Genomic DNA, 18,439 nt, shown 5'->3' with positions numbered 1-18,439 from the left:
CCGCCGACCGGCTCAGGCGGTGACGCCCTCCGGGCCGACCGTCGCACCGGCGGGCACCGTGGCGGCGCCGTCCGCCGCCTCCAGGACGGCGTCGCCGACGACGCGCACGTCGGGCGCGAACGTCCAGTCGCCGCGCACGCGCAGCGACGTGGCCGCGCGCAGGGACGGCACGTGCGCGACGCGCCGGTCGAACGCGGCGACGGTGGCGTAGTGCTCGGGGTCGAGCTCCACGAACGGCGCGTCGACCTGCGCGACGAGGCGGTGCGCGTCGTCGACGTCGTACACGTCCGAGCGCAGCACCAGCAGGTCGTTGGTCGTCTTGACCGGCAGGAACCGCTCGCGCCCGACCTCGAGCACCGCGGCGCCGTCGAACACCTCGATCGCGGCACCCATCGCGGACTCGATCTGCACGACCTTCGTCGACGTCCTGTCGGTCGGGTCGACGGTCTTCTCGTTGCGGATCAGCGGCAGGTCGAGGACGCCGCCGGTGCGGTCCAGCTCGGCGGCGAGCGCGCGCAGGTCGAGCCAGAGGTTGTTGGTGTTGAAGTACCGGTGCGTGGCGATGTCGCCGGCCGCCTCGGCGTCCTCCTTCGGCGTCTGCGCGGACTCCCGCAGCACCAGCCGGCCGTCGGCCTTCCGGACGACGAGGTGGCCGCCCTTGCGGTCCGCCGGGGTGCGGCGCGCGACCTCGGCGGCGAACGGCGCGCCCGTCGACGCGAACCACCCGGCGATGCGGGCGTCGGGGGTCGCGCCGAGGTTGTCGGAGTTCGAGACGGCGGCGTACCGGAAGCCCGCCTCGAGGAGGGCGTCCAGGACGCCGGACGCGCGCAGCGCGGTGTAGAGGTCGCCGTGGCCCGGCGGGCACCACTCGAGCGACGGGTCGGCCGGCCAGGCGACGGGCGTGAGGTCGTCGGCGCGCAGCTTCGGCTCGCGGTTCTGCAGGAAGTCGAGCGGGACGCCGTCGACGGCGAGCTCCGGGTGGGCCGCCAGCGCCGCGAGGCTGTCGTCGCGCGTGCGGAAGCTGTTCATGAGCACGAGCGGCAGACGCGCACCGGTCGCCGCGCGCGCCGCGAGCACCTGCTCGGCGATGACGTCGAGGAACGTGCGGTCGCCGCGCACGGGCAGCAGCGACTTGGCGCGGTCCATGCCCATCGACGTGCCGAGGCCGCCGTTGAGCTTGAGGACCACGGTCGCGGCGAGCGCCTCGGCGCCCGCGGCGGCGTCGACGTCCAGGCGGTCGAGGTGCGGGACGTCGCCCAGCGGGGCGACGTCGGCCTCGGGGATCAGGCCGGTGGTGCCCGACTCGAGGAGTCCGTAGAAGCGGGTGAAGACGTCGACCGCGGTGCCGGGAACCCCCGCGTCGCGCATCTTCTGCTGGGCCAGGGCGAGTCCGTCGGCGCTCATGTTCCGACAATAGGGACCCGCGCGCGCCCAGGGGCGGTGACACCGGACACAGCACCGTCCGGTCACCTCCGGTCCCACGGCTCGACGCCTCGCCGTCGCGGGACGTAGGTGGACGGCCCGTCCGCGCCGTGCCGACCCGCAGGCGGGCGGGCGGTCAGGCCGGCGACCACACCCCGAGCTCGTTCCCGGTGGGGTCGAGGAGGTGGAAGCGGCGGCCGCCGGGGAACGCGTACGGGCCCTGCACGACGCGACCGCCGGCGGCCTCCACGGCGACCAGGGTCGCGTCGAGGTCGTCGGAGTACACCAGGACCAGCGGTCCCCCGGCCCGCGGTCCCGCGGCCTCGACGAGCGCCAGCCCGCCGGCCTCCTCGCCGTCCGCCTCCGCGGCCGTGCGGATGCCGGCGTACCCGTCGCCGTACGGGACGAACGACCAGCCGAACGCCGCGCCGTAGAAGGCGCGGGCCGTGGCGAGGTCCGTGACGGGGATCTCCACGTAGTCGATGGTGTGGTGGACGCCGTGCGCGCGGGTGCTCATGGCGTCATCGTGCACGCACCCGCCGACACCCCGGCGCGGTCGGCCCGTGCGCGAGGGGGGCCCGCGGGGGCAGGATCGGAGCACGGCGGGAACGGTCCCGTCGGCGAGGGGGGTCCATGCACGTGCCGGGCGGCGGCCGACGGGCCGCGACGGACGACCCGTCCCCGGGCGACGACGCCCCGGACGGCGCCGGCGCGGGCGTCCGTGACGCGCCGCTCGGCGACGACGAACGGCGCGAGCTCCTCGACGTCGCCGCGCGAGCAGGGGGTCTCGGGACGTTCCGGTGGGACCTGGGCACGCGCACGCTCAGGTGGGACCCCGGCCTGCTCGAGACCTTCGGGCTCGACGCGCGCACGTTCGCCGGGACCATGGCGGCGCTCGAGGCCCGCATCGACCCGCAGGACCTGCCCCACCTGAGGCACACGCTGCGGGCCGCCGTGGCCACGTGCGGGACGTACCAGGCGGAGTTCCGCGTGCACCGGCCCGACGGCGCCACCCGCTGGCTCGTCGTCCGTGGCCGCGCGGTGGCCGGCGCCGACGGCGGCGCGGACCACGTCGTCGGCGTCACCTCCGACACCACGGCGCTGCGCGTGGGCGAGGAGCGCGTCCAGCAGATCCTCGAGGACATGACCGTCGGGTACTGCTGGCTCGACCCCGACTGGCGGTTCGGGTACGTCAACGCGGAGGCCGAGCGGATCTTCGGCGTGCACCGCGGGCGGCTGCTCGGGCGGGTCCTCTGGGAGCTCTTCCCCGACGTCGTGGGGACGCCGTTCGAGCGCGAGTACCGGCAGGTCGCCCGCACGGGCGCGCCCGCGGTGTTCGACGCCTGGTACCCGGCGCCGCTGGAGGCGTGGTTCGAGGTCCGGGCGGTGCCGGAGCGCGGGGGCGTCGCGGCGTACTTCACCGACGTGACCGAGCGGCGGCGGGCGCTCGAGCTGGCGGAGCAGGCGCGTTCGCGGTCCGAGATCGTCGCGGCGGTGGCGGGCGCCCTGGTCGAGATCCTCGACCCCGTGGCGGCGCTCGAGGCCGTGCTGCCGCACCTCGTACCCGCCGTCGCGGACTTCGCCATCGCGAGCGTCCTCGACGAGGGCCACGGGACGTGGCAGCAGCGGCTGCACGACGTCGCGGCGCTGCACGCCGACCCCGCGATGCAGCCGGTGCTCGACGAGTACCGCGCCACGCGCGTGGCCGCCCTGACCAGCACCTCGCTCGTCGCCCAGGCGCTCGCCGGTGGGCGCCGCGTCCTCGCGACCGGCGTCCCTCTGGCGGGCGAGGTCGTCACCGAGGGTCCGGCGCAGGACGCGCTGACGCGCCTCGCGCCGCACGCGCGCGTCGTCGTCCCGCTGCGGGGGCGCGGGCACGTGCGGGGGCTGCTGACGCTGGGCCGGGGCACCGCCCGCGGCGCGTTCACGGGCGCCGAGCTGCGGGCGCTGCGCGAGGTCATGGCGCAGATCGGCCTCGCGCTCGACAACGCGCACCTGCACGCCGCACGCCGAGACCTCGCCGAGGAGCTGCAGCGCAGCCTGCTCACCGAGCTGCCCGAGCCGGACCACCTCGAGCTCGCCGCACGGTACCTGCCCGCGGCGACCGCCGCCCAGATCGGCGGGGACTGGTACGACGCGTTCCTCGTGCGCGACGGCAGCACGAGCCTCGTCATCGGCGACGTCACCGGGCACGACCTGCGCGCGGCCGTGTCCATGGCGCAGATCCGCAACCTGCTGCGCGGCGGGGCGCACGCGGTGGTGCAGCCGCCCGCCGCGGTCCTCTCGGCCCTCGACTGGGCCATGCACGACCTCGCCGTCGGCGCCATGAGCACGGCCGTGCTCGCGAGGATCGAGAGACCGGCGGACCTCGCGGCGCACGGCCTGCGCCTGCTGCGCTGGGCGAACGCGGGGCACCTGCCGCCGCTGCTGCTGCACCCGGACGGCACCGCCGAGCTGCTGCGCCGCCCGCCGGACATGCTCCTCGGGCTGCGGGCGCACACCGAGCGGCGCGACCACGCGCTCGTCCTGCGACCCGGCGCGACGGTGCTGCTCTACACGGACGGCCTCGTCGAGCGGCGGGGCGAGCGGCTCAGCGCCGGGCTCGAGCGGCTCCGCGCCCACGTGGAGGGCCTCGCCGGCCTGCCGTTGCAGGAGCTGTGCGACCGGCTCGTCGACGAGCTGGCCGCGGGCAGCGAGGACGACGTCGCGATCCTCGCGGTGCGCGCCCACCCGGAGGACCGTCCGCGGCCGCGGGAGGCGGGTCCGGAGGTGCTTCCGGACGACCTCGCGGCACGCGCCGACCTCGTGCTGGGAGACGGCACGACGCCGGACTAGCCCTCGCCCTTGCCGGCCTCCTTGGCCGCCTCCTTCGCGGCCTCCTTCGCCGCCTCCCGCGCCTTCTCGGCCGCCTTCTCCACCGCCTTCTCGGCCTCCTTCTGCTGCTCGCGCACCTGCTCGGGCGGCGCCTGGCCACCGCCCGGGGCGGGTGCGCGCACGGTGCCGGGGCCCTGCGCTGCCGCCTCCCGCGCGGCGGCCTCCCGGGCGGCCGCCTCCCGCGCGGCGGCGTCCGCCTCGGCCTGCGCCACAGCGGCCGCGACGGCGGCGTCCTGCTCCGCGACGGCCTGCGCGTGCGCGGCCGCCGCCTGCGCCGCGAGGCCGGCCTCGAGCTGGGCCGCGACGTCGTCGAGCGCGGCCGTGACCGTCGCGTGGCGGGCGTCCGAGACGTCGCCCGCCTCGTGCGCGTCGTCGGCGGCGCGGCGCACCTGGTCCAGGAGGACGGCGGCCGCGTCGAGCCGTCCCTCGGCGACCGCCTGCGTGACGGCGAGGACGTCGCCCTGGAGCACGCGGGCGCGGTCCGCGTCGAGGTCGGGCTGGGCGCACCCCGCGAGCACGGCGCACGTGAGCACGAGGGCGGCGAGGGCACGCGCGAGCGCCTGACGCGGGCGGCGGGCGGTCACGGCTCCACGCTCCGCTGCAGCTCGACGAGGGCGTCGCCCAGGGCGCCGTCCACGACCGGGTAGGTCGGCGGCTCGGGCGGGGCTGCGGGGCGCAGCCCCTGCACGACGGCCGCCCCGCCGCCCAGCACCAGCAGCGCCGCTGCGGCACCGACGGCGGCGCGGCGGCGGCGTGAGCGCGTGCCCGGGCGGGTGCTCGTCGGACGCGTCGGCGCACCGCTGACCGTGGCCGCGGCCGTGCGCGGCCGGAGGTGCGGCGCGGGCGCGGCGTCGGTCGCAGGGTCGGTTGCAGGGTCGGTGGCGGGGTCGGGTGCGAGCGCCTCGGCGGCGAGCAGCTCGGCCGGTGTGGGGCCCTCGGCCGCCGGCACGGGTACGACGACCGGTGCGGCGACGGTGGGCTCCTCGTCCACCGGGACGTCCGACCCTGCGTCACCGGCCGCGGGCGGCGCGGAGGGCGTCGGCTGCGTGCTCTCGTCCCACGGCACGCCGTCGAGCAGGTCGAGCAGCTCGTGCGCCACCTCGGCGGCCGGCGGACGGTCCTCGGGCCGGCGCCGCGTCATCGCCTGGAGCACGGCCCGCAGCCGCGGGTCGAGGTCGCGCGGCACGTCGGGGTCGCGCGTGAGGCGCGCGGCCGCCACCTCCGCGGTCGTGCCCGTGAAGGCACGCCGGCCCGTGACCGCCTCGAGCAGCACGAGCCCGAGCGCGTACACGTCGGCGGGGGCGCCGATCTCGCCGCCCACCGCCTGCTCGGGGCTGAGGTACGCGACGGTGCCGAGGACGGTGCCCGTGGCGGTGAGGCGGGTGGCCGCCGACAGGCGGGCGATGCCGAAGTCGACGAGCCGGGCGGGCAGCCACTCGTGCACGTCGTCGGGCTCGTCGAGGCAGTCGTCGTCGACGAGCAGCACGTTGCCCGGCTTCACGTCGCGGTGCACGATCCCCTGGGCGTGCACCACCGCGAGCGCGTCCGCCGCGGCGCGCCCGACGGCGGCGGTCTGGCGCACGGTCAGCGGTCCGGTGCGCAGGCGCTCGCCCAGGCTGGGCCCGCGGACGATCTCCATGACGAGGTAGGCCTGGACGAGGTCCTCGCCGACGGGGAGGGACTCGGCGTCGAAGAGCCGGACGAGGCCGTGGTGGCGCAGCCGCGCGAGGACGGCGATCTCCGCCTCGTGCCGCAGGAGCTCGTCGCTGCCGCGCGGGACGGCGGGCAGGACCTTGACGGCGACGTCGCGGCCGAGCAGCTGGTCGAGGGCCCGGTGGACGGTGCCGGAGCCGCCGCGGCCGATCACCTCCTGCAGCCGGTAGCGGTGCGCGAGGACGACGGGTTCGGCCGTCCCGTCGGCCGCACCGGGGGTCGCCGGGGCGCGCGACCGACCTGACGCACCGTCCAACATTCCTCCGACGGTAGGCGACACGCGGGGGGACGGCACGCCGTGCGGGGGTGATCCCCCGTGCGGCCCAGGGTTCCGGGCGGCGTCGGGGCGGCGCGCCGGCGGCGTCAGTCCTGCCAGATGCGCAGGTGCTCGAAGCGCGCGACCGCGCGCGGATCGGTGCCGTTCCAGCCGTGCGCGGCGAGGCCGACGCGCAGGTCGGTGCCGGCGGGGAACGTCCACACCCCGCCCGCGACCCACGTGCGGCCGTCGGTGCTCGTGAGGGCGCGCACGTCGTGCTCGCCGGCGTCGTCGGTGCGGTGCACGAGGCGCAGCCAGGTGCGCTCCGCGGGCGGGCCGACGATGGTGCCGCCGTACTGCGTGCGGCCGGCGTAGACGCGCTCGTGCCCGAACTCGGTCTGCCGGGTGTTCCAGATCGCGACGTGCGAGAGCCGGGCGAACAGGTCGTCGTCGGCGTGCACGACGAGGCCTGCCTGCTGGTAGTTGCGGATCGTGTCCTCGCCGAGGTCGACACGGACGACCGTCTCGGCGGTCCAGTCGCCGGCGGGCACGTCGCGCAGGAGGAGTCCCGCGGTGCCGCCGGGGCCGACGAGGTCGGCCTGCTCGACCGGCCAGACGAGGTCGCCGTCCGCGGTGGTGACCCGGGGGTCGCGCACGGCGGTCCAGCCGGCGCCGGTGCCGTCGTCGAAGGTGACGTCGTCGACGAGCGTCCCCGGGGCGGGCAGCGGCTGCGGTGCGGGCGGCGGGGACGCGAGCGGCACGGCGCTGAGGTCGTCGACGTGCACGCCGGGGGTGAGCGCGACCGCGCCGGCGGCGCCGCCCCGCGTGCGCCGCGCGAGGTCGAGCGTCGCGACGGCGAACGGGTCGCCGAGGCGGGCGTGGCTCAGCTCGGCGCGCGCCCCGCGACCGTCCACCTCGAGGACGAGCGCGTGCCACGTGGTCCAGTCGACGCCGGGCGGCAGGGGCGCCGTGGCCTCGGTGCGGCCGCTGCGCAGGCGCAGCACGCCGGCGGCGGGGTCGACGACCGCGGTCACCGCCGGGTCGCGCCAACCGCCGCGCCCGCGGTCGACGCCGTCGTCCGTACCGGTCGCCGCGTCGAGGCCGTCGTGCCGGCCGCCGGACCTGCCGGCGTCCGCCCCGGCGACCACCCCGCCCGCGGCGCCCGCGTCGAGGCGCACGTCGGCCTCGACGCGCACCGGCCCGGCGAGGGCCTGCCGCGTGACGAGCGCGCCCGGACGCCGGGCGAGCGCGTGCGGGCCGCCCTGCGGGTCGCCGGTGACGGTGCGCCACGCCTCCCCGCGCCACGGGTCGCGGATCCCGCGCTCGAACCCGGTGACGAGGCGCCCGCCCGTGGTGGGGCCGGGCTGCGCGTCCTGCGACGCGCCGGCGCCGCCGCGGACGACGGGCCAGCCGTCGACCCAGTCGAGGCGGTCGATCAGCATGGGGCGCTCGTTGATGCCGTCGGTGCCGTCCAGGTAGGGGTCCTCGCGGTCGATCGCGTGGTAGACGATCCAGTCCTGGCCGGACAGGTCGGTCGCGACGGCGTTGTGCCCCGTGCCGACCCACCGGTTGCCGTTCGGCGCGAGCACCGGCGTGCCGCCGGCGCGGGACTCCAGCAGCGGGACGCCCTCGCGGTCGACGTACGGGCCGGTGAGCGACGCGGACCGGCCGACGTGGACGGCGTACCCCGTCGTCGGCCCGGCGCAGCAGTTCGCCGACGACGCGAAGAGGTACCAGAACCCGTCGCGGTGCACGACGTACGCGCCCTCGTACTTGTTGTCGATCGTGACCTGCACGGGCGCGCCGACGGCCTCGGTGCCCGTCTCGTCGAGCTCGGTGACCCAGATGCCGCCGTAGTAGGAGCCGTGGAACAGGTGCTCGCGGCCGTCGGGCGTCGCCACGTGGTGCGGGTCGAAGGTCCACAGGAAGTCGTCGGGTCCGCCGGCGCCGGGGCGCGGGTCGACCACGGGGTCCCCCGCGTCGGTCCACGGTCCCGTGGGCGTGGGCGCCGTCGCGACACCGATCGCGCTGTCGTTCGCCCCGGCCGTCACCGTCGTCTGCGTGACGACGTAGTACAGGCGGTACTCGCCGTCGACGTACCGGACGTCGGGCGCCCACAGCGCGGCGCGCCGGTCTGGGTGCGTGTCGGCCCACGCCGGGAGGGTGCCCTCCATGAAGGCGTCGCCGACGTACTCCCACGCGACGAGGTCGCGCGAGCGCGAGATCGGCAGCAGGTGCCGCACGCCCTCGCCCTCGCGGAGCGGGTCGGTCGTGCCGTACGCGTACCACCAGCCGTCCTGCCCGCGCACGACCGCCGGGTCGGCGTACGTGTCGGCGACGCCGGCGCTCGCGGGATTCGTGTACGTCGTCGGGCCGGGCGCGGGGCGCGGGCCGCCGTGCCGGTCGGGCGCCGCGGCGGCGGGCGGGCCACCGGCCAGCAGGCCCAGGGCGAGCGCGGCGACGACGGCGCGGCGCAGCGGGGGACGTCGGGTGCTCTGCTCCATCGCAGCGTCCTGACCTCGAGGCGGGGTGGTCGTCCCTCTCTACGCCTCCGGCGCCGCGGACGCCACCCCTCGACGCGCCGCCGGCGCGTCAGACCTCGTCGCGCCAGCTGTGCCGCGGCTCCCAGCCGAGCTCGCGCCGCGCCTTCGCGATGGACAGCAGCGTGTCGTGCTCGCCGACGTCCCCACGGACGGGCACGTCGGGGAACTGTTCCGCGAGCAGCTCCGCGTTGGGCCGGCGCATCACGGTGTCGGGCGAGGCGATGACGTAGACGTGGTGGCCGGGCGTGGTGACCTCCAGCGCCCGCTGCACCGCCGTCGCGCCGTCGCGCGCGTCGATGTAGCCCCACAGGTTCCAGCGCCGCTGCGTCGCGTCGGCGTCGAAGGACGGGAACTGCGCGTAGTCCTCGGGGTCCATGACGTTGGAGAACCGCAGCGACACGATCCGCAGTGCGGGGTCCCAGCGCGTCATCTGGTCGGCCATGGTCTCGCCCAGCAGCTTGCTCAGCGAGTACGCCGTCTCCGGGCGCCCCGGGTACTCCTCGTCGACGGGGACGTACGGCGGCGGCGTCTCGAACGGCAGGCCGAGCACGGTCTCGCTCGAGGCCAGGACGACCGTGCTGACGCCCAGGCGTCGCGCCGCCTGCAGCACGTGGTAGGTCGACAGGACGTTCACGCGGAACGTCTCCGCGTCGGGCAGCATCCCGGGTGCCGGGATCGCCGCGAGGTGCACGACCGCGTCGAGGCCGTCGTGCTGGTCGTCGACGCCGGCCAGGGCGTCGAGCGCCTGCCCGTGGTCGGTGAGGTCGACGCGGACGAAGCCGGGACCACGCTCCCCCACGACGTCGAGGTTGGTGACGGCGTGGCCGGCCTCGCGCAGCGTGGCGACGACGGTCCTGCCCAGCTTGCCGGATCCCCCGGTGACGGCGATGCGCATGTCTCGCATCATCACGTGCGGCGCGCCGGGCCGCGCGCGGGCACACCTCACCCGCCGCCGGGCGCGCACCCCCGCCTGTCCGGGGGATGATGTGCGGCGGCACGACGGACGGGAGCACCGACGCGCGCCGCACCCGGGGCGCCGACCGGCGCGGGAGACGGGCGACGTCCGGTGGAGGAGACACGCACATGCAGGAGCCGGTGGCCGGCGCTCACGAGGCGTCGGCGGCGGACACCGCGGCGGCGCGGCGGCTGACGGCCGACGTGGCCCGCACGGCGGCGGCGCGGCGCATGCTGCGGGCGGAGGCGGGCGGCGGCGCGCTGCAGGCGCTCGTCGAGCTCGCGGGGCGGTTGCTGGGAACCCCGTCGGCGGAGGTGTCGCTGCTCACCGACGAGCGGGTGGTCGTGGGCGCGGTCGACCCGCGCCCCGGCCGCGTGGGGACGCGCACGTCGCTCGAGGAGTCGCTCTGCGCCCGCGTCGGTGCCGTCGGCGAGCGGCTCGTCGTCGCCGACGTGTCCGCCGACGACCGGGTGGCGGCCTCCGCGGCCGTGGCGGACGGCCGCGTCGGTGCCTACCTCGGCGTCCCGCTGCGGGGCGACGACCGGCGCGTGGTCGGCGCGCTGTGCGTCTACCAGCCGGCGCCGCGCGCCTGGACGGCGCAGGACGTCGCGACGCTCGAGCACCTGGCCGGTGCCGCGGCGACGCAGCTGGAGGTCGACGCGCTCGACCGCGAGTACGCGCGCGTGGACCGCCTCGCGCTGCTCGACGCCGCGGCGCACGCCGCCGGGCTCGGCACGTTCCAGTGGGACCTCGCGACGGGCGCGCTGCACTGGGACGCGTCGCTGCTCGAGGTCTTCGCGTACGACAGCGCGTCGTTCGGCGGCACGATCGACGCGTTCACCGCGCGCCTGCACCCGGACGACGTCGCCCCCGTCTCCGCGGCGCTCGACGCGGCCGTCGCCGCGTGCGGCGTGTACGAGGCCGAGTTCCGCGTCCTGCGGCCCGACGGCACGCTGCGCTGGCTGAACGCCCGCGGGCGCGCCCTGGCGGGACCGTCGGGACGCGCCGAGCAGGTCATCGGGGTCACGACCGACACGACGGCGCTGCGCGCGGGCGAGGAACGCGTCCAGCAGATCCTCGAGGACATGACGGTCGCGTACTTCTGGCTCGACCCGCGCTGGCGCTTCGGGTACGTCAACGCGGAGGCGGAGCGGATCCTCGGCAGCACGCGCGAGCGCCTCCTCGGCGGCGACGTGTGGGAGCTGTTCCCTGCGGCCGTGGGCACGGACTTCGAGAGCAGCTACCGGGCCGTGGCCGCGACGGGCGAGCCCGTCGTGTTCGACGCGTACTACCCGGCGCCGCTGGACGCCTGGTACGAGGTGCGTGCCGTGCCGGAGCGCGGTGGCGTGGCGGCGTACTTCACCGACGTCACCGAGCGTCGCCGTGCGCTCGAGCTGGCGCAGCAGGCACGGGCGCGCTCGGAGCTGCTGGCGGCGGTCGCCGCCGAGCTCGTGGAGGTGCTGGACCCGGTGCAGGCGCTCGAGGCCGTCCTCCCCCACCTCGTGCCCGCCGTCGCCGACTTCGCGATCGCGAGCCTGCTGGACGAGGGGCACGGCGGCTGGCAGCAGCGGCTGCACGACGTCGCCGCCCGGCACGCCGACCCGAGGCTGCAGCCGGTCCTCGACGACTACCGCGCGGTCCGGGTCCCCGCCCTGACGCGCACGTCCCTCGTCGCGCAGGTGATGGCCGGCGGTCCGCAGGCGCTGCGGACCGGGCTGCCGGCACCGGGCGACCTCGTGCAGGAGGGCCCGGCCCACGAGCTGCTCACGCGCCTCGCACCCGAGGCCGTCGTCGTGCTCCCGCTGCGGGGGCGCGGCCACACGCGCGGCCTGCTCACGCTGGGTCGCACGGCGGCACGCGGCCCGTTCACCGAGGCCGACCTCACCGCGCTGCGCGAGGTCGGCGCGCAGGTGGGGCTCGCGCTCGACAACGCGCACCTGCACGCCGCGCGCCGCGACCTCGCCGAGGAGCTGCAACGCAGCCTGCTCACCGAGCTGCCGGAGCCGGACCACCTGCACCTCGTCGCGCGCTACGTGCCCGCGGCGACCGGCGCGCAGATCGGCGGCGACTGGTACGACGCGTTCCTCGTGCGGGACGGCCGCACGTGCCTCGTCATCGGCGACGTCACGGGCCACGACCTGCGCGCGGCCGTGTCGATGGCGCAGATCCGCAACGTGCTGCGCGGCGGCGCGCACGCCGTCGTGCGCACGCCCGCGCAGATCCTCGCGTCGCTGGACTGGGCGATCCACGACCTGGCCGTCGGCGCGATCAGCACGGGCATCCTCGCCACGGTCGAGCAGCCCGCAGACCTCGCGGCGCAGGGCCTGCGCCTGCTGCGCTGGTCGAACGCCGGGCACCTGCCGCCGCTCCTGCTGCACCCGGACGGTACGGCGGAGCTGCTCACGCGCCCCGCCGACCTGCTCCTCGGCCTGCGCGCGCACAACGAGCGGCACGACCACACGGTGGAGATCCGCCCCGGGTCCACCCTGCTGCTCTACACCGACGGGCTCGTCGAGCGTCGCGGCGAGCGGCTGAGCGTCGGCCTCGAACGCCTGCGCGCGGCCGCCGAGGCCCTCGCCGCGTCGCCGCTCGAGGAGCTGTGCGACCGGCTCATCGCCGACCTGGCGTCGAGCAGCGAGGACGACGTCGCGCTGCTCGCGGTCCGCGCGCACCCCGAGGACCGGCCGCGCCCCGCCGAGGCCGGGCCGCGCCGCACGCCGGCGGACCTCGCGGCCGACGCCTCGCCGCTGCTCCCCGACGCGCCCACCGGCGGCACGCCGGACCGCCGTCCGTCGGCGGACGGGTGAGGCGATGGCGGACCGACGAGCGACGCTCGACCACGCGCTGCCCAGCAGCCGCCCGCCGCGCGGCCTGCGCCGGCTCGGCCGCTGGCGCCTGGACGACCTGTCCGGCCTGACCGGCCTGCGCCACGCCGTGCACGACGCCGTGGCCGCGCACGTGGAGCGCTCGCGCGCGCCCCGCCGCACCGCCGACCAGGTCGCCCTGCTGGTCTCCGAGCTGGCGACCAACGCGCTGCGGCACGGGCGTGCCCCCGCCGAGATCGAGCTGCGCACCGACGGCACGGTGTTCGTCCTCGACGTCGCGGACCACGACACCGCGACGCGGCCCGTCGTCGCGGGCAGCCGTGCGCCGGGCGACGGGGGCTTCGGTCTGATGATCGCCCGCCGCCTCGCCGACGACGTCGGCTGGTACGCGACGCGTACGACCAAGCACGTGTGGGCGGTCGTCGCCCCGCGCTGAGGTGCGCACACGCACCCCGGGCCCGTCCGCGCCCGGCCGGTCGCGGCGCCGCGGGCGGCGGCCGCGCGGCGCCGGACGGTCAGGCGAGGGTCCGCTCCGCCGCGTCCGCCACCACGTCCTCCAGGCGCCCGCTCGCGCGCGCGACCGCGCGCTGGTGCCGCGCACCCGTGCCGTGCGTCAGCACGCGCTCGACGCCCCGTTCGACGAGGTGCAGGTCGCCGTTCGCGTCGAGCGCCGCGCGCACGTCGTCGACGAGCGCCGCGAGCACCTCGCCGGCCGGCCGCGGTCGGTGCGTGCGCGGGTGCACGAGGTCGTCCTCGAGGCCCGAGCGGCTCGCGCGCCAGACCGCCATCCGCAGCACGGGCGTCGGGTCGGCCGGGATCGGCTCGCCGGCACGCCACCGGGCCGCCGCGGTGTCGACGAGCGCGCGGGTCAGCGCCGCGACGAGGACCGTGTCCTGGACGTCGAGGCACACGTCGGGCACCCGGACCTCCACCGTCGGGTAGTGCGCCGACAGGCGGGCGTCGAAGTAGACCATCCCCTCGTCGAGCAGGGTCCCGGTGGCGAGCAGCTCGGCCACGGCCGCGTGGTAGCCGGCGGCGGACCCGAAGGGGTCGCACGGCCCCGTCCCGGGCCAGCGGTACCAGGCCTGCGTGCGGTAGCCCGCGTAGCCGGTGTCGGCGCCGCGCCAGAACGGGGAGTTCGTCGCGACCGCGGTGAGCACGGGGAGCCAGGGCCGGATGCGGTCGAGCACCGCCACGCCCTCCTCGTCCGAGGCGACGCCCACGTGCACGTGGCAGCCGCCGGTGAGCTGCTCGGCGCACGTGAGCCCCATCTGCGCGCGGATGGCCTCGTAGCGCGGGTTGGGCGTGAGGACCGGTGCCACCGGCAGCGGGTAGGTCGCGAGGGCGGCCACGTGGGCGCCGACGTCCTGCGCGGCGGCGTCCGCCGCACGGCGCAGCCGCCGCAGGTCGGCCGTCACCTCGGCCATGCAGGTACGCGGCGGTGTCGCGGTCTCGACCTGCTCCTGCTGGAGCTCGGTCTCGAGCGGGACGACGACGCCCTCGAGCGCGACCGGCGACGCACCGACGCCACCGGGACGCGGCGCCATGGCCAGGGCGGGGCCGGCCGCGACGGTGCGCCCGGTGCGCGGGTCCACGAGGAGCAGCTCCTCCTCGACGCCGACGGTGCGGACGCCGGGCGCGGCCACCGCGAACGCCGGGACGGCGGCCGCCGACGGGGTGCGCGGGTGGGTGGGGGCGAAGGACATGGACGGGTGCTCCCGATGGCGCTGGGACGAGGCGCCCACCTCCGGACACCGTCGCTCGTGGCTCCAGCGTCACAGCGCCCCGCGGGCGGCGCCCGGCGAACGGCCGCGCCGGTTCCCCGCTGCCACGGCGCCTGCCGACGTGGTGGCGGCCACCGGCACCGGCACCACGCCGACGGCCGTCGCGCCCCCCGGGGTCGGCGCGCCCGGTGGGTGCACCCACCTGCGGCGCACAGCCGCGTCTGCGAAGATCGGCCCGCACGCACCGCGCGTGCCCAGCCCCGACCCGTCGAAGGTGCCCCATGACGACCACGCACGACATCGCCACGGAACCCGCCGGCGGCGGGAGCGGGCGCCCGCGCCGCGACCGCCACATCAGCGACTTCACGGAGCTGACCCGGATGGTGCAGGAGGCGGGGTTCATGCGCCGCCGCTACGCGCACTACTGGACGCGGTTCGTGGTGCTGACCCTCCTGCTGGTGGGCCTGGTGACGACGTTCGTGCTGCTCGGGCCGACGTGGTGGCAGCTCCTCGTGGCCGTCGCGCTCGCGGTCGTGCTGGGCCAGGTCATGTTCCTCGGCCACGACGCGGCCCACCGCCAGATCTTCAAGTCCGGCAAGTGGAACGACTGGGCGAGCCTCGTCATCGCCAACCTGTACGCCGGCATGAGCTACGGCTGGTGGAACCACAAGCACAGCCGGCACCACGCGAAGCCGAACACGCTCGGCGTCGACACGGACATCGAGCCCGGCGTGCTGGTCTTCACCACGGAGAACCTGACGAAGACGCGCACCGGCCTCGCGGCGTGGTTCGCCAAGCGGCAGGGCTGGTTCTTCTTCCCGCTGCTGCTGCTCGAGGGCCTGAACCTGCACGTCTCCGGCGTCAAGACGATCTTCGGACGGGGCCCGGTCAAGCGCCGTCCCGTCGAGATCGCCTTCGTGACGCTGCGCCTGGGCGGGTACCTCGCGCTCGTGTTCTGGCTGCTGCCCGTCGGCATGGCGTTCGCGTTCCTCGGCGTGCAGCTCGGCGTGTTCGGCGTCTACATGGGCGCCTCGTTCGCGCCCAACCACAAGGGCATGCCGATGGTCCCCGAGTCGATGAAGATCGACTTCCTGCGCCGCCAGGTGCTGCTCAGCCGCAACATCACGGGCGGGCGCTGGGTCGACGTGTTCATGGGGGGCCTCAACCACCAGGTCGAGCACCACCTGTTCCCCAGCATGCCGAGCCCGGCGCTGCGCCAGGTGCGGCCGATGGTCAAGCAGTTCTGCGCCGAGCGCGGCATCACCTACACCGAGACGACGCTCGCGCGCTCCTACGGCATCGTCGTGCGCTACCTCAACGAGGTCGGGCTCAAGGCGCGCGACCCGTTCCAGTGCCCGCTGGTGCAGGAGCTGCGGGTCGCGCGCTGAGGCGCGTGCCGGGCACGTCGCGGTCAGCCCGCGTCGTGCCCGGCCCTGTCGTCGCCGACCCGGCTCCGGTCCGGCGGCCCGTCGCCGGTGACCTGGGGCAGGAGCTCGCCCGGCAGCTCGGGCACCGGGACCACGACGACGTCGCGCAACTTCCAGTCGAGGGCCGACACGGACCCGCCGAGGTCGGCGAGCGCCTGCAGCGACGGCGTCGTGCCGTCGCGGGGCACCACGAAGCACTCGGCGTGGAACACGTGGCCCTCGTCCCGCAGGCGCACACCGCCCTCCCGGACCCACGGGACCGCGGCGAGGTGCTCCTCGACCCGCCCGACCAGCGGGTGGACGTCGCTGCCGTCCACGGTGGTCGCCCGCGCGTCCATGAGGGCGCGCACGGCGGTGCGGACGTTGGTCACACCGTCCTTGAGGATCGACGACGAGATCACGAGCGCCGCGGCGGAGTCCGCCCACCACAGGCCCACGCCGATGCCGAGCACGCCGACGATGCCGGCGACGGCGGTCATCCAGTCGGCGCGGTTCATGTCCGCGTCCGCGTGCAGCACCCGGTCGTGCAGCGTCCGCGCGAGCGGCAGCTTGGCGCGACCCAGCAGCACGGGCGGCACGGCGGTGTAGGCGAGCGCGGCGATCATCAGCCACCCGGACCACACGGGGTGACCGAGCACCACCATGACGCCCACGGGCGGGTGCTCCTGCGCGAGCAGCGACGACGCCGACTCCCACACCAGGAGCAACCCCATCGTCAGCAGCGCCGTCCCCGCGACGAGGTGGCCCACCCCCACCGAGCGGTGGTAGCCGTAGGGGTGCCCCGGCGACGGGCGGCGGCGCGTGACCCGCACGGCGACGAGGAACGCGACCGGCGGGATCAGGGAGAGCAGGTCCTCGGCCCACGCCGTGCGCATCGCCTGCGAGCTGCCCATGACGACGTACATGAGGACGATCGCCGTGGCGAGGAAGCCCAGCGTCCCCCACGCCAGCCGCACGGCCCGGCGCAGCGCGCGCTCCTGCTCCTCGGGCAGCTGCGTGGCACCGAACGCGGCGCTCACCGCAGGCCGCCGAGGTTCGCCTGCACGTCCTGCGCGATCAGGTAGCGCTCGAGCTCCACGAGGAACGCGTTCTCCCCCGTCCGCGTCGCCATCACGTGGTTCTCCTCCTCGCCGCGCTCCCCCGGCACCGTCACGTACGGGCGTGTGAGGGCGGCCCGCGACGCCCACGGCGAGCGCGCGGTCAGCCCCCCGACGACGACGTCGACGTCCCCGTCCTCGAGGGCCCCCACGAGCTCCTCCTCGCTGCCGACCTCCCAGTCGACGTCCGCGCCCAGGTGCTCGGCGAACCCCGTGACCAGGTCCACCTCCAGACCCGCGGGCGCTCCGTCCTCGCCGGCGGGCAGCTCGGTCCACGGTGCGTTCGGCGTCACGCCGACCCGCAGCTGCCCGCCCCGCACGCGATCGAGGGTGCCGTCGGGGTCGGACGGCACGGTGACGCCGCACCCCGCCACGGCGACCGCCAGCACGCCGCTCACCAGGGCCGTCGTCATCGCTCTCACAGGGCTCAGTGAAGCGTGCTGCCCGCGTGCCGCAACCCGGGGCCGCCGCCGGCGCGTCCGTGCACCGGCGGACGCGCCCGCGGCCCGGCGCGACATACCGGTATGAACGTGCCACAGTGTCACCGGCTCAGAACGCGGGCTGCTGCGTGACAGGAGCACCAGATGTCCAGCGCTCGTGTGACCTCACGAGACGTCGCCCGCCGGGCGGGCGTCTCCCAGAGCACCGTCAGCTACGTCCTCAACGACACGCCGGGGCAGACGATCAGCCCCGACACGCGCGCCCGGGTGCGCGACGCGGCGACCGAGCTGGGGTACACGCCGTCCGCCGCCGCCCGCGCGTTGCGCGCCGGCAGGACCGACACCGTGCTCGTCGTGGTCGCCGACGTCCCGGTCGGGGACGCGACCGTCGCGATCCTGGGCGGCCTGGCGCGCACGGTCCAGCCGCACGGCTACACGACCGTCTACCAACGGCGCGACGGGCGCGACCTGCGAGCGGTGCTGCGCTCGCTGACACCGGTCGCCGTCGCGGACATCGGTGCCTTCTCCCCGGACGAGGTCGCCGCGGCCGCCGAGCGCGACGTGCCTGTCGTCGGCGTGTCGCTCGACGGCATCGACGGGCACGTCATGCGCATCCCGCAGGACGAGATCGGGCGCATGCAGGCCGAGCACCTCATCGCGCGCGGCCGCCGGCGCCTCGCCTACGCCGCGACGGACGACGCGCTGGCAGGGCAGCTCATGGCCGGCCGCATCGAGGGCGTGCGCGACGCGTGCGCGCGCCACGGGCTGCCCGCGCCGCTCGTCGTCGAGACGCCGCTGTACGCCGACGCCGCACGGCGTGCCGTGGACCGCCTGCGCGACCGCGCCGACCCCGTGACCGGCGTCTGCGCGTTCAACGACCACGTCGCGCTCGCCGTGTCCGCCGGCATGCGCCTGGCCGGTCTGTCCGCGCCCGCGGACGTGGCCGTCGTCGGCGTGGACGACCTGCCGCTCGCGCGTCTGGTGAGCCCGGCGCTCACGACGGTGCACGTGCACAACGACGACGTCGGCGTCGCGCTGGGACGCCACGTGCTGCGCCGGCTGAGGCCGGAGCTGGGCGTCCCCGAGCCCGACGACGAGGCGACGATCCACCTGGTCGTGCGCGAGACGACCTGAGCCGGTGGCACCGGGCGGCGCGGCGAGGC

At 76.7% G+C, this 18,439-nt stretch carries 14 protein-coding genes; 5 read left to right on the top strand and 9 right to left on the bottom strand.

Annotated features, from left to right (window positions below):
* Positions 1-12: 12 nt before the first annotated feature.
* Both ACFUMH_RS13300 and ACFUMH_RS13295 read right to left on the bottom strand, forming a co-directional pair.
* Positions 13-1,404: a UTP--glucose-1-phosphate uridylyltransferase gene (locus ACFUMH_RS13300; protein WP_378206148.1), complete on the bottom strand. Its 1,392-nt coding sequence runs from the start codon at positions 1,402-1,404 to the stop codon at positions 13-15.
* 154 nt (positions 1,405-1,558) lie between these two features.
* Positions 1,559-1,939: a VOC family protein gene (locus ACFUMH_RS13295; RefSeq protein ID WP_378206145.1), complete on the bottom strand. Its 381-nt coding sequence runs from the start codon at positions 1,937-1,939 to the stop codon at positions 1,559-1,561.
* Positions 1,940-2,055: 116 nt separating this feature from the next.
* Here ACFUMH_RS13295 and ACFUMH_RS13290 point away from each other — a divergent pair, with 116 nt between their 5' ends.
* Positions 2,056-4,257: a SpoIIE family protein phosphatase gene (locus ACFUMH_RS13290; RefSeq protein WP_378206142.1), complete on the top strand. Its 2,202-nt coding sequence runs from the start codon at positions 2,056-2,058 to the stop codon at positions 4,255-4,257.
* Here the strand turns inward: ACFUMH_RS13290 and ACFUMH_RS13285 are convergent.
* The 4 genes from ACFUMH_RS13285 to ACFUMH_RS13270 all read right to left on the bottom strand — a co-directional run bounded on the left by ACFUMH_RS13285 (position 4,254) and on the right by ACFUMH_RS13270 (position 9,703).
* Positions 4,254-4,880 (bottom strand): hypothetical protein, encoded by a 627-nt coding sequence (locus tag ACFUMH_RS13285; protein WP_378206139.1) that lies wholly within the window; start codon positions 4,878-4,880, stop codon positions 4,254-4,256. The genes ACFUMH_RS13290 and ACFUMH_RS13285 overlap by 4 nt on opposite strands.
* Entirely contained in the window at positions 4,877-6,268 is a 1,392-nt protein-coding gene (locus ACFUMH_RS13280; RefSeq protein ID WP_378206136.1) for a serine/threonine-protein kinase, read from the bottom strand. The genes ACFUMH_RS13285 and ACFUMH_RS13280 overlap by 4 nt, the downstream gene beginning before the upstream one ends.
* Positions 6,269-6,372: 104 nt before the next feature.
* Positions 6,373-8,769 carry a family 43 glycosylhydrolase gene (locus ACFUMH_RS13275; protein ID WP_378206132.1) on the bottom strand — a complete coding sequence of 799 codons (2,397 nt, stop codon included), beginning with the start codon at positions 8,767-8,769 and terminating at the stop codon, positions 6,373-6,375.
* An 88-nt stretch (positions 8,770-8,857) separates the two neighbouring features.
* Positions 8,858-9,703: an NAD-dependent epimerase/dehydratase family protein gene (locus ACFUMH_RS13270; protein ID WP_378206129.1), complete on the bottom strand. Its 846-nt coding sequence runs from the start codon at positions 9,701-9,703 to the stop codon at positions 8,858-8,860.
* 188 nt (positions 9,704-9,891) lie between these two features.
* Between ACFUMH_RS13270 and ACFUMH_RS13265 the strand changes: the two genes are divergently transcribed.
* Together ACFUMH_RS13265 and ACFUMH_RS13260 are read left to right on the top strand one after the other, a co-directional pair.
* Positions 9,892-12,570, top strand: a complete 2,679-nt coding sequence (locus ACFUMH_RS13265; protein ID WP_378206126.1) for a SpoIIE family protein phosphatase — start codon at positions 9,892-9,894, stop codon at positions 12,568-12,570.
* 4 nt (positions 12,571-12,574) lie between these two features.
* Positions 12,575-13,024, top strand: a complete 450-nt coding sequence (locus ACFUMH_RS13260; RefSeq protein ID WP_378206123.1) for an ATP-binding protein — start codon at positions 12,575-12,577, stop codon at positions 13,022-13,024.
* A 79-nt stretch (positions 13,025-13,103) separates the two neighbouring features.
* Here the strand turns inward: ACFUMH_RS13260 and ACFUMH_RS13255 are convergent, their stop codons facing one another.
* A complete protein-coding gene (locus ACFUMH_RS13255; protein ID WP_378206120.1) occupies positions 13,104-14,294 on the bottom strand; it encodes a glutamate--cysteine ligase in 1,191 nt (396 codons plus the stop codon).
* 299 nt (positions 14,295-14,593) lie between these two features.
* Between ACFUMH_RS13255 and ACFUMH_RS13250 the strand changes: the two genes are divergently transcribed.
* Entirely contained in the window at positions 14,594-15,700 is a 1,107-nt protein-coding gene (locus tag ACFUMH_RS13250) for a fatty acid desaturase family protein (protein WP_378206117.1), read from the top strand.
* Positions 15,701-15,723: 23 nt separating this feature from the next.
* Here ACFUMH_RS13250 and ACFUMH_RS13245 read toward each other — a convergent pair whose 3' ends face one another.
* Entirely contained in the window at positions 15,724-16,758 is a 1,035-nt protein-coding gene (locus tag ACFUMH_RS13245; RefSeq protein ID WP_378206114.1) for a cation diffusion facilitator family transporter, read from the bottom strand.
* Complete coding sequence (locus ACFUMH_RS13240) at positions 16,755-17,249, bottom strand: transporter substrate-binding domain-containing protein (protein ID WP_378206151.1); 495 nt, start codon at positions 17,247-17,249, stop codon at positions 16,755-16,757. The genes ACFUMH_RS13245 and ACFUMH_RS13240 overlap by 4 nt, the downstream gene beginning before the upstream one ends.
* A gap of 171 nt (positions 17,250-17,420) precedes the next feature.
* Between ACFUMH_RS13240 and ACFUMH_RS13235 the strand changes: the two genes are divergently transcribed.
* Positions 17,421-18,410 (top strand): LacI family DNA-binding transcriptional regulator, encoded by a 990-nt coding sequence (locus tag ACFUMH_RS13235; RefSeq protein WP_378206110.1) that lies wholly within the window; start codon positions 17,421-17,423, stop codon positions 18,408-18,410.
* The last annotated feature ends 29 nt before the right edge of the window (positions 18,411-18,439 follow it).

Origin of the sequence: Cellulomonas sp. NPDC057328, from assembly GCF_042667215.1 — a bacterium.
GTDB lineage: Bacteria > Actinomycetota > Actinomycetes > Actinomycetales > Cellulomonadaceae > Cellulomonas.
Note: the sequence above shows the minus strand (reverse complement) of the source record. Positions and strands in the feature narration are given on the sequence as shown.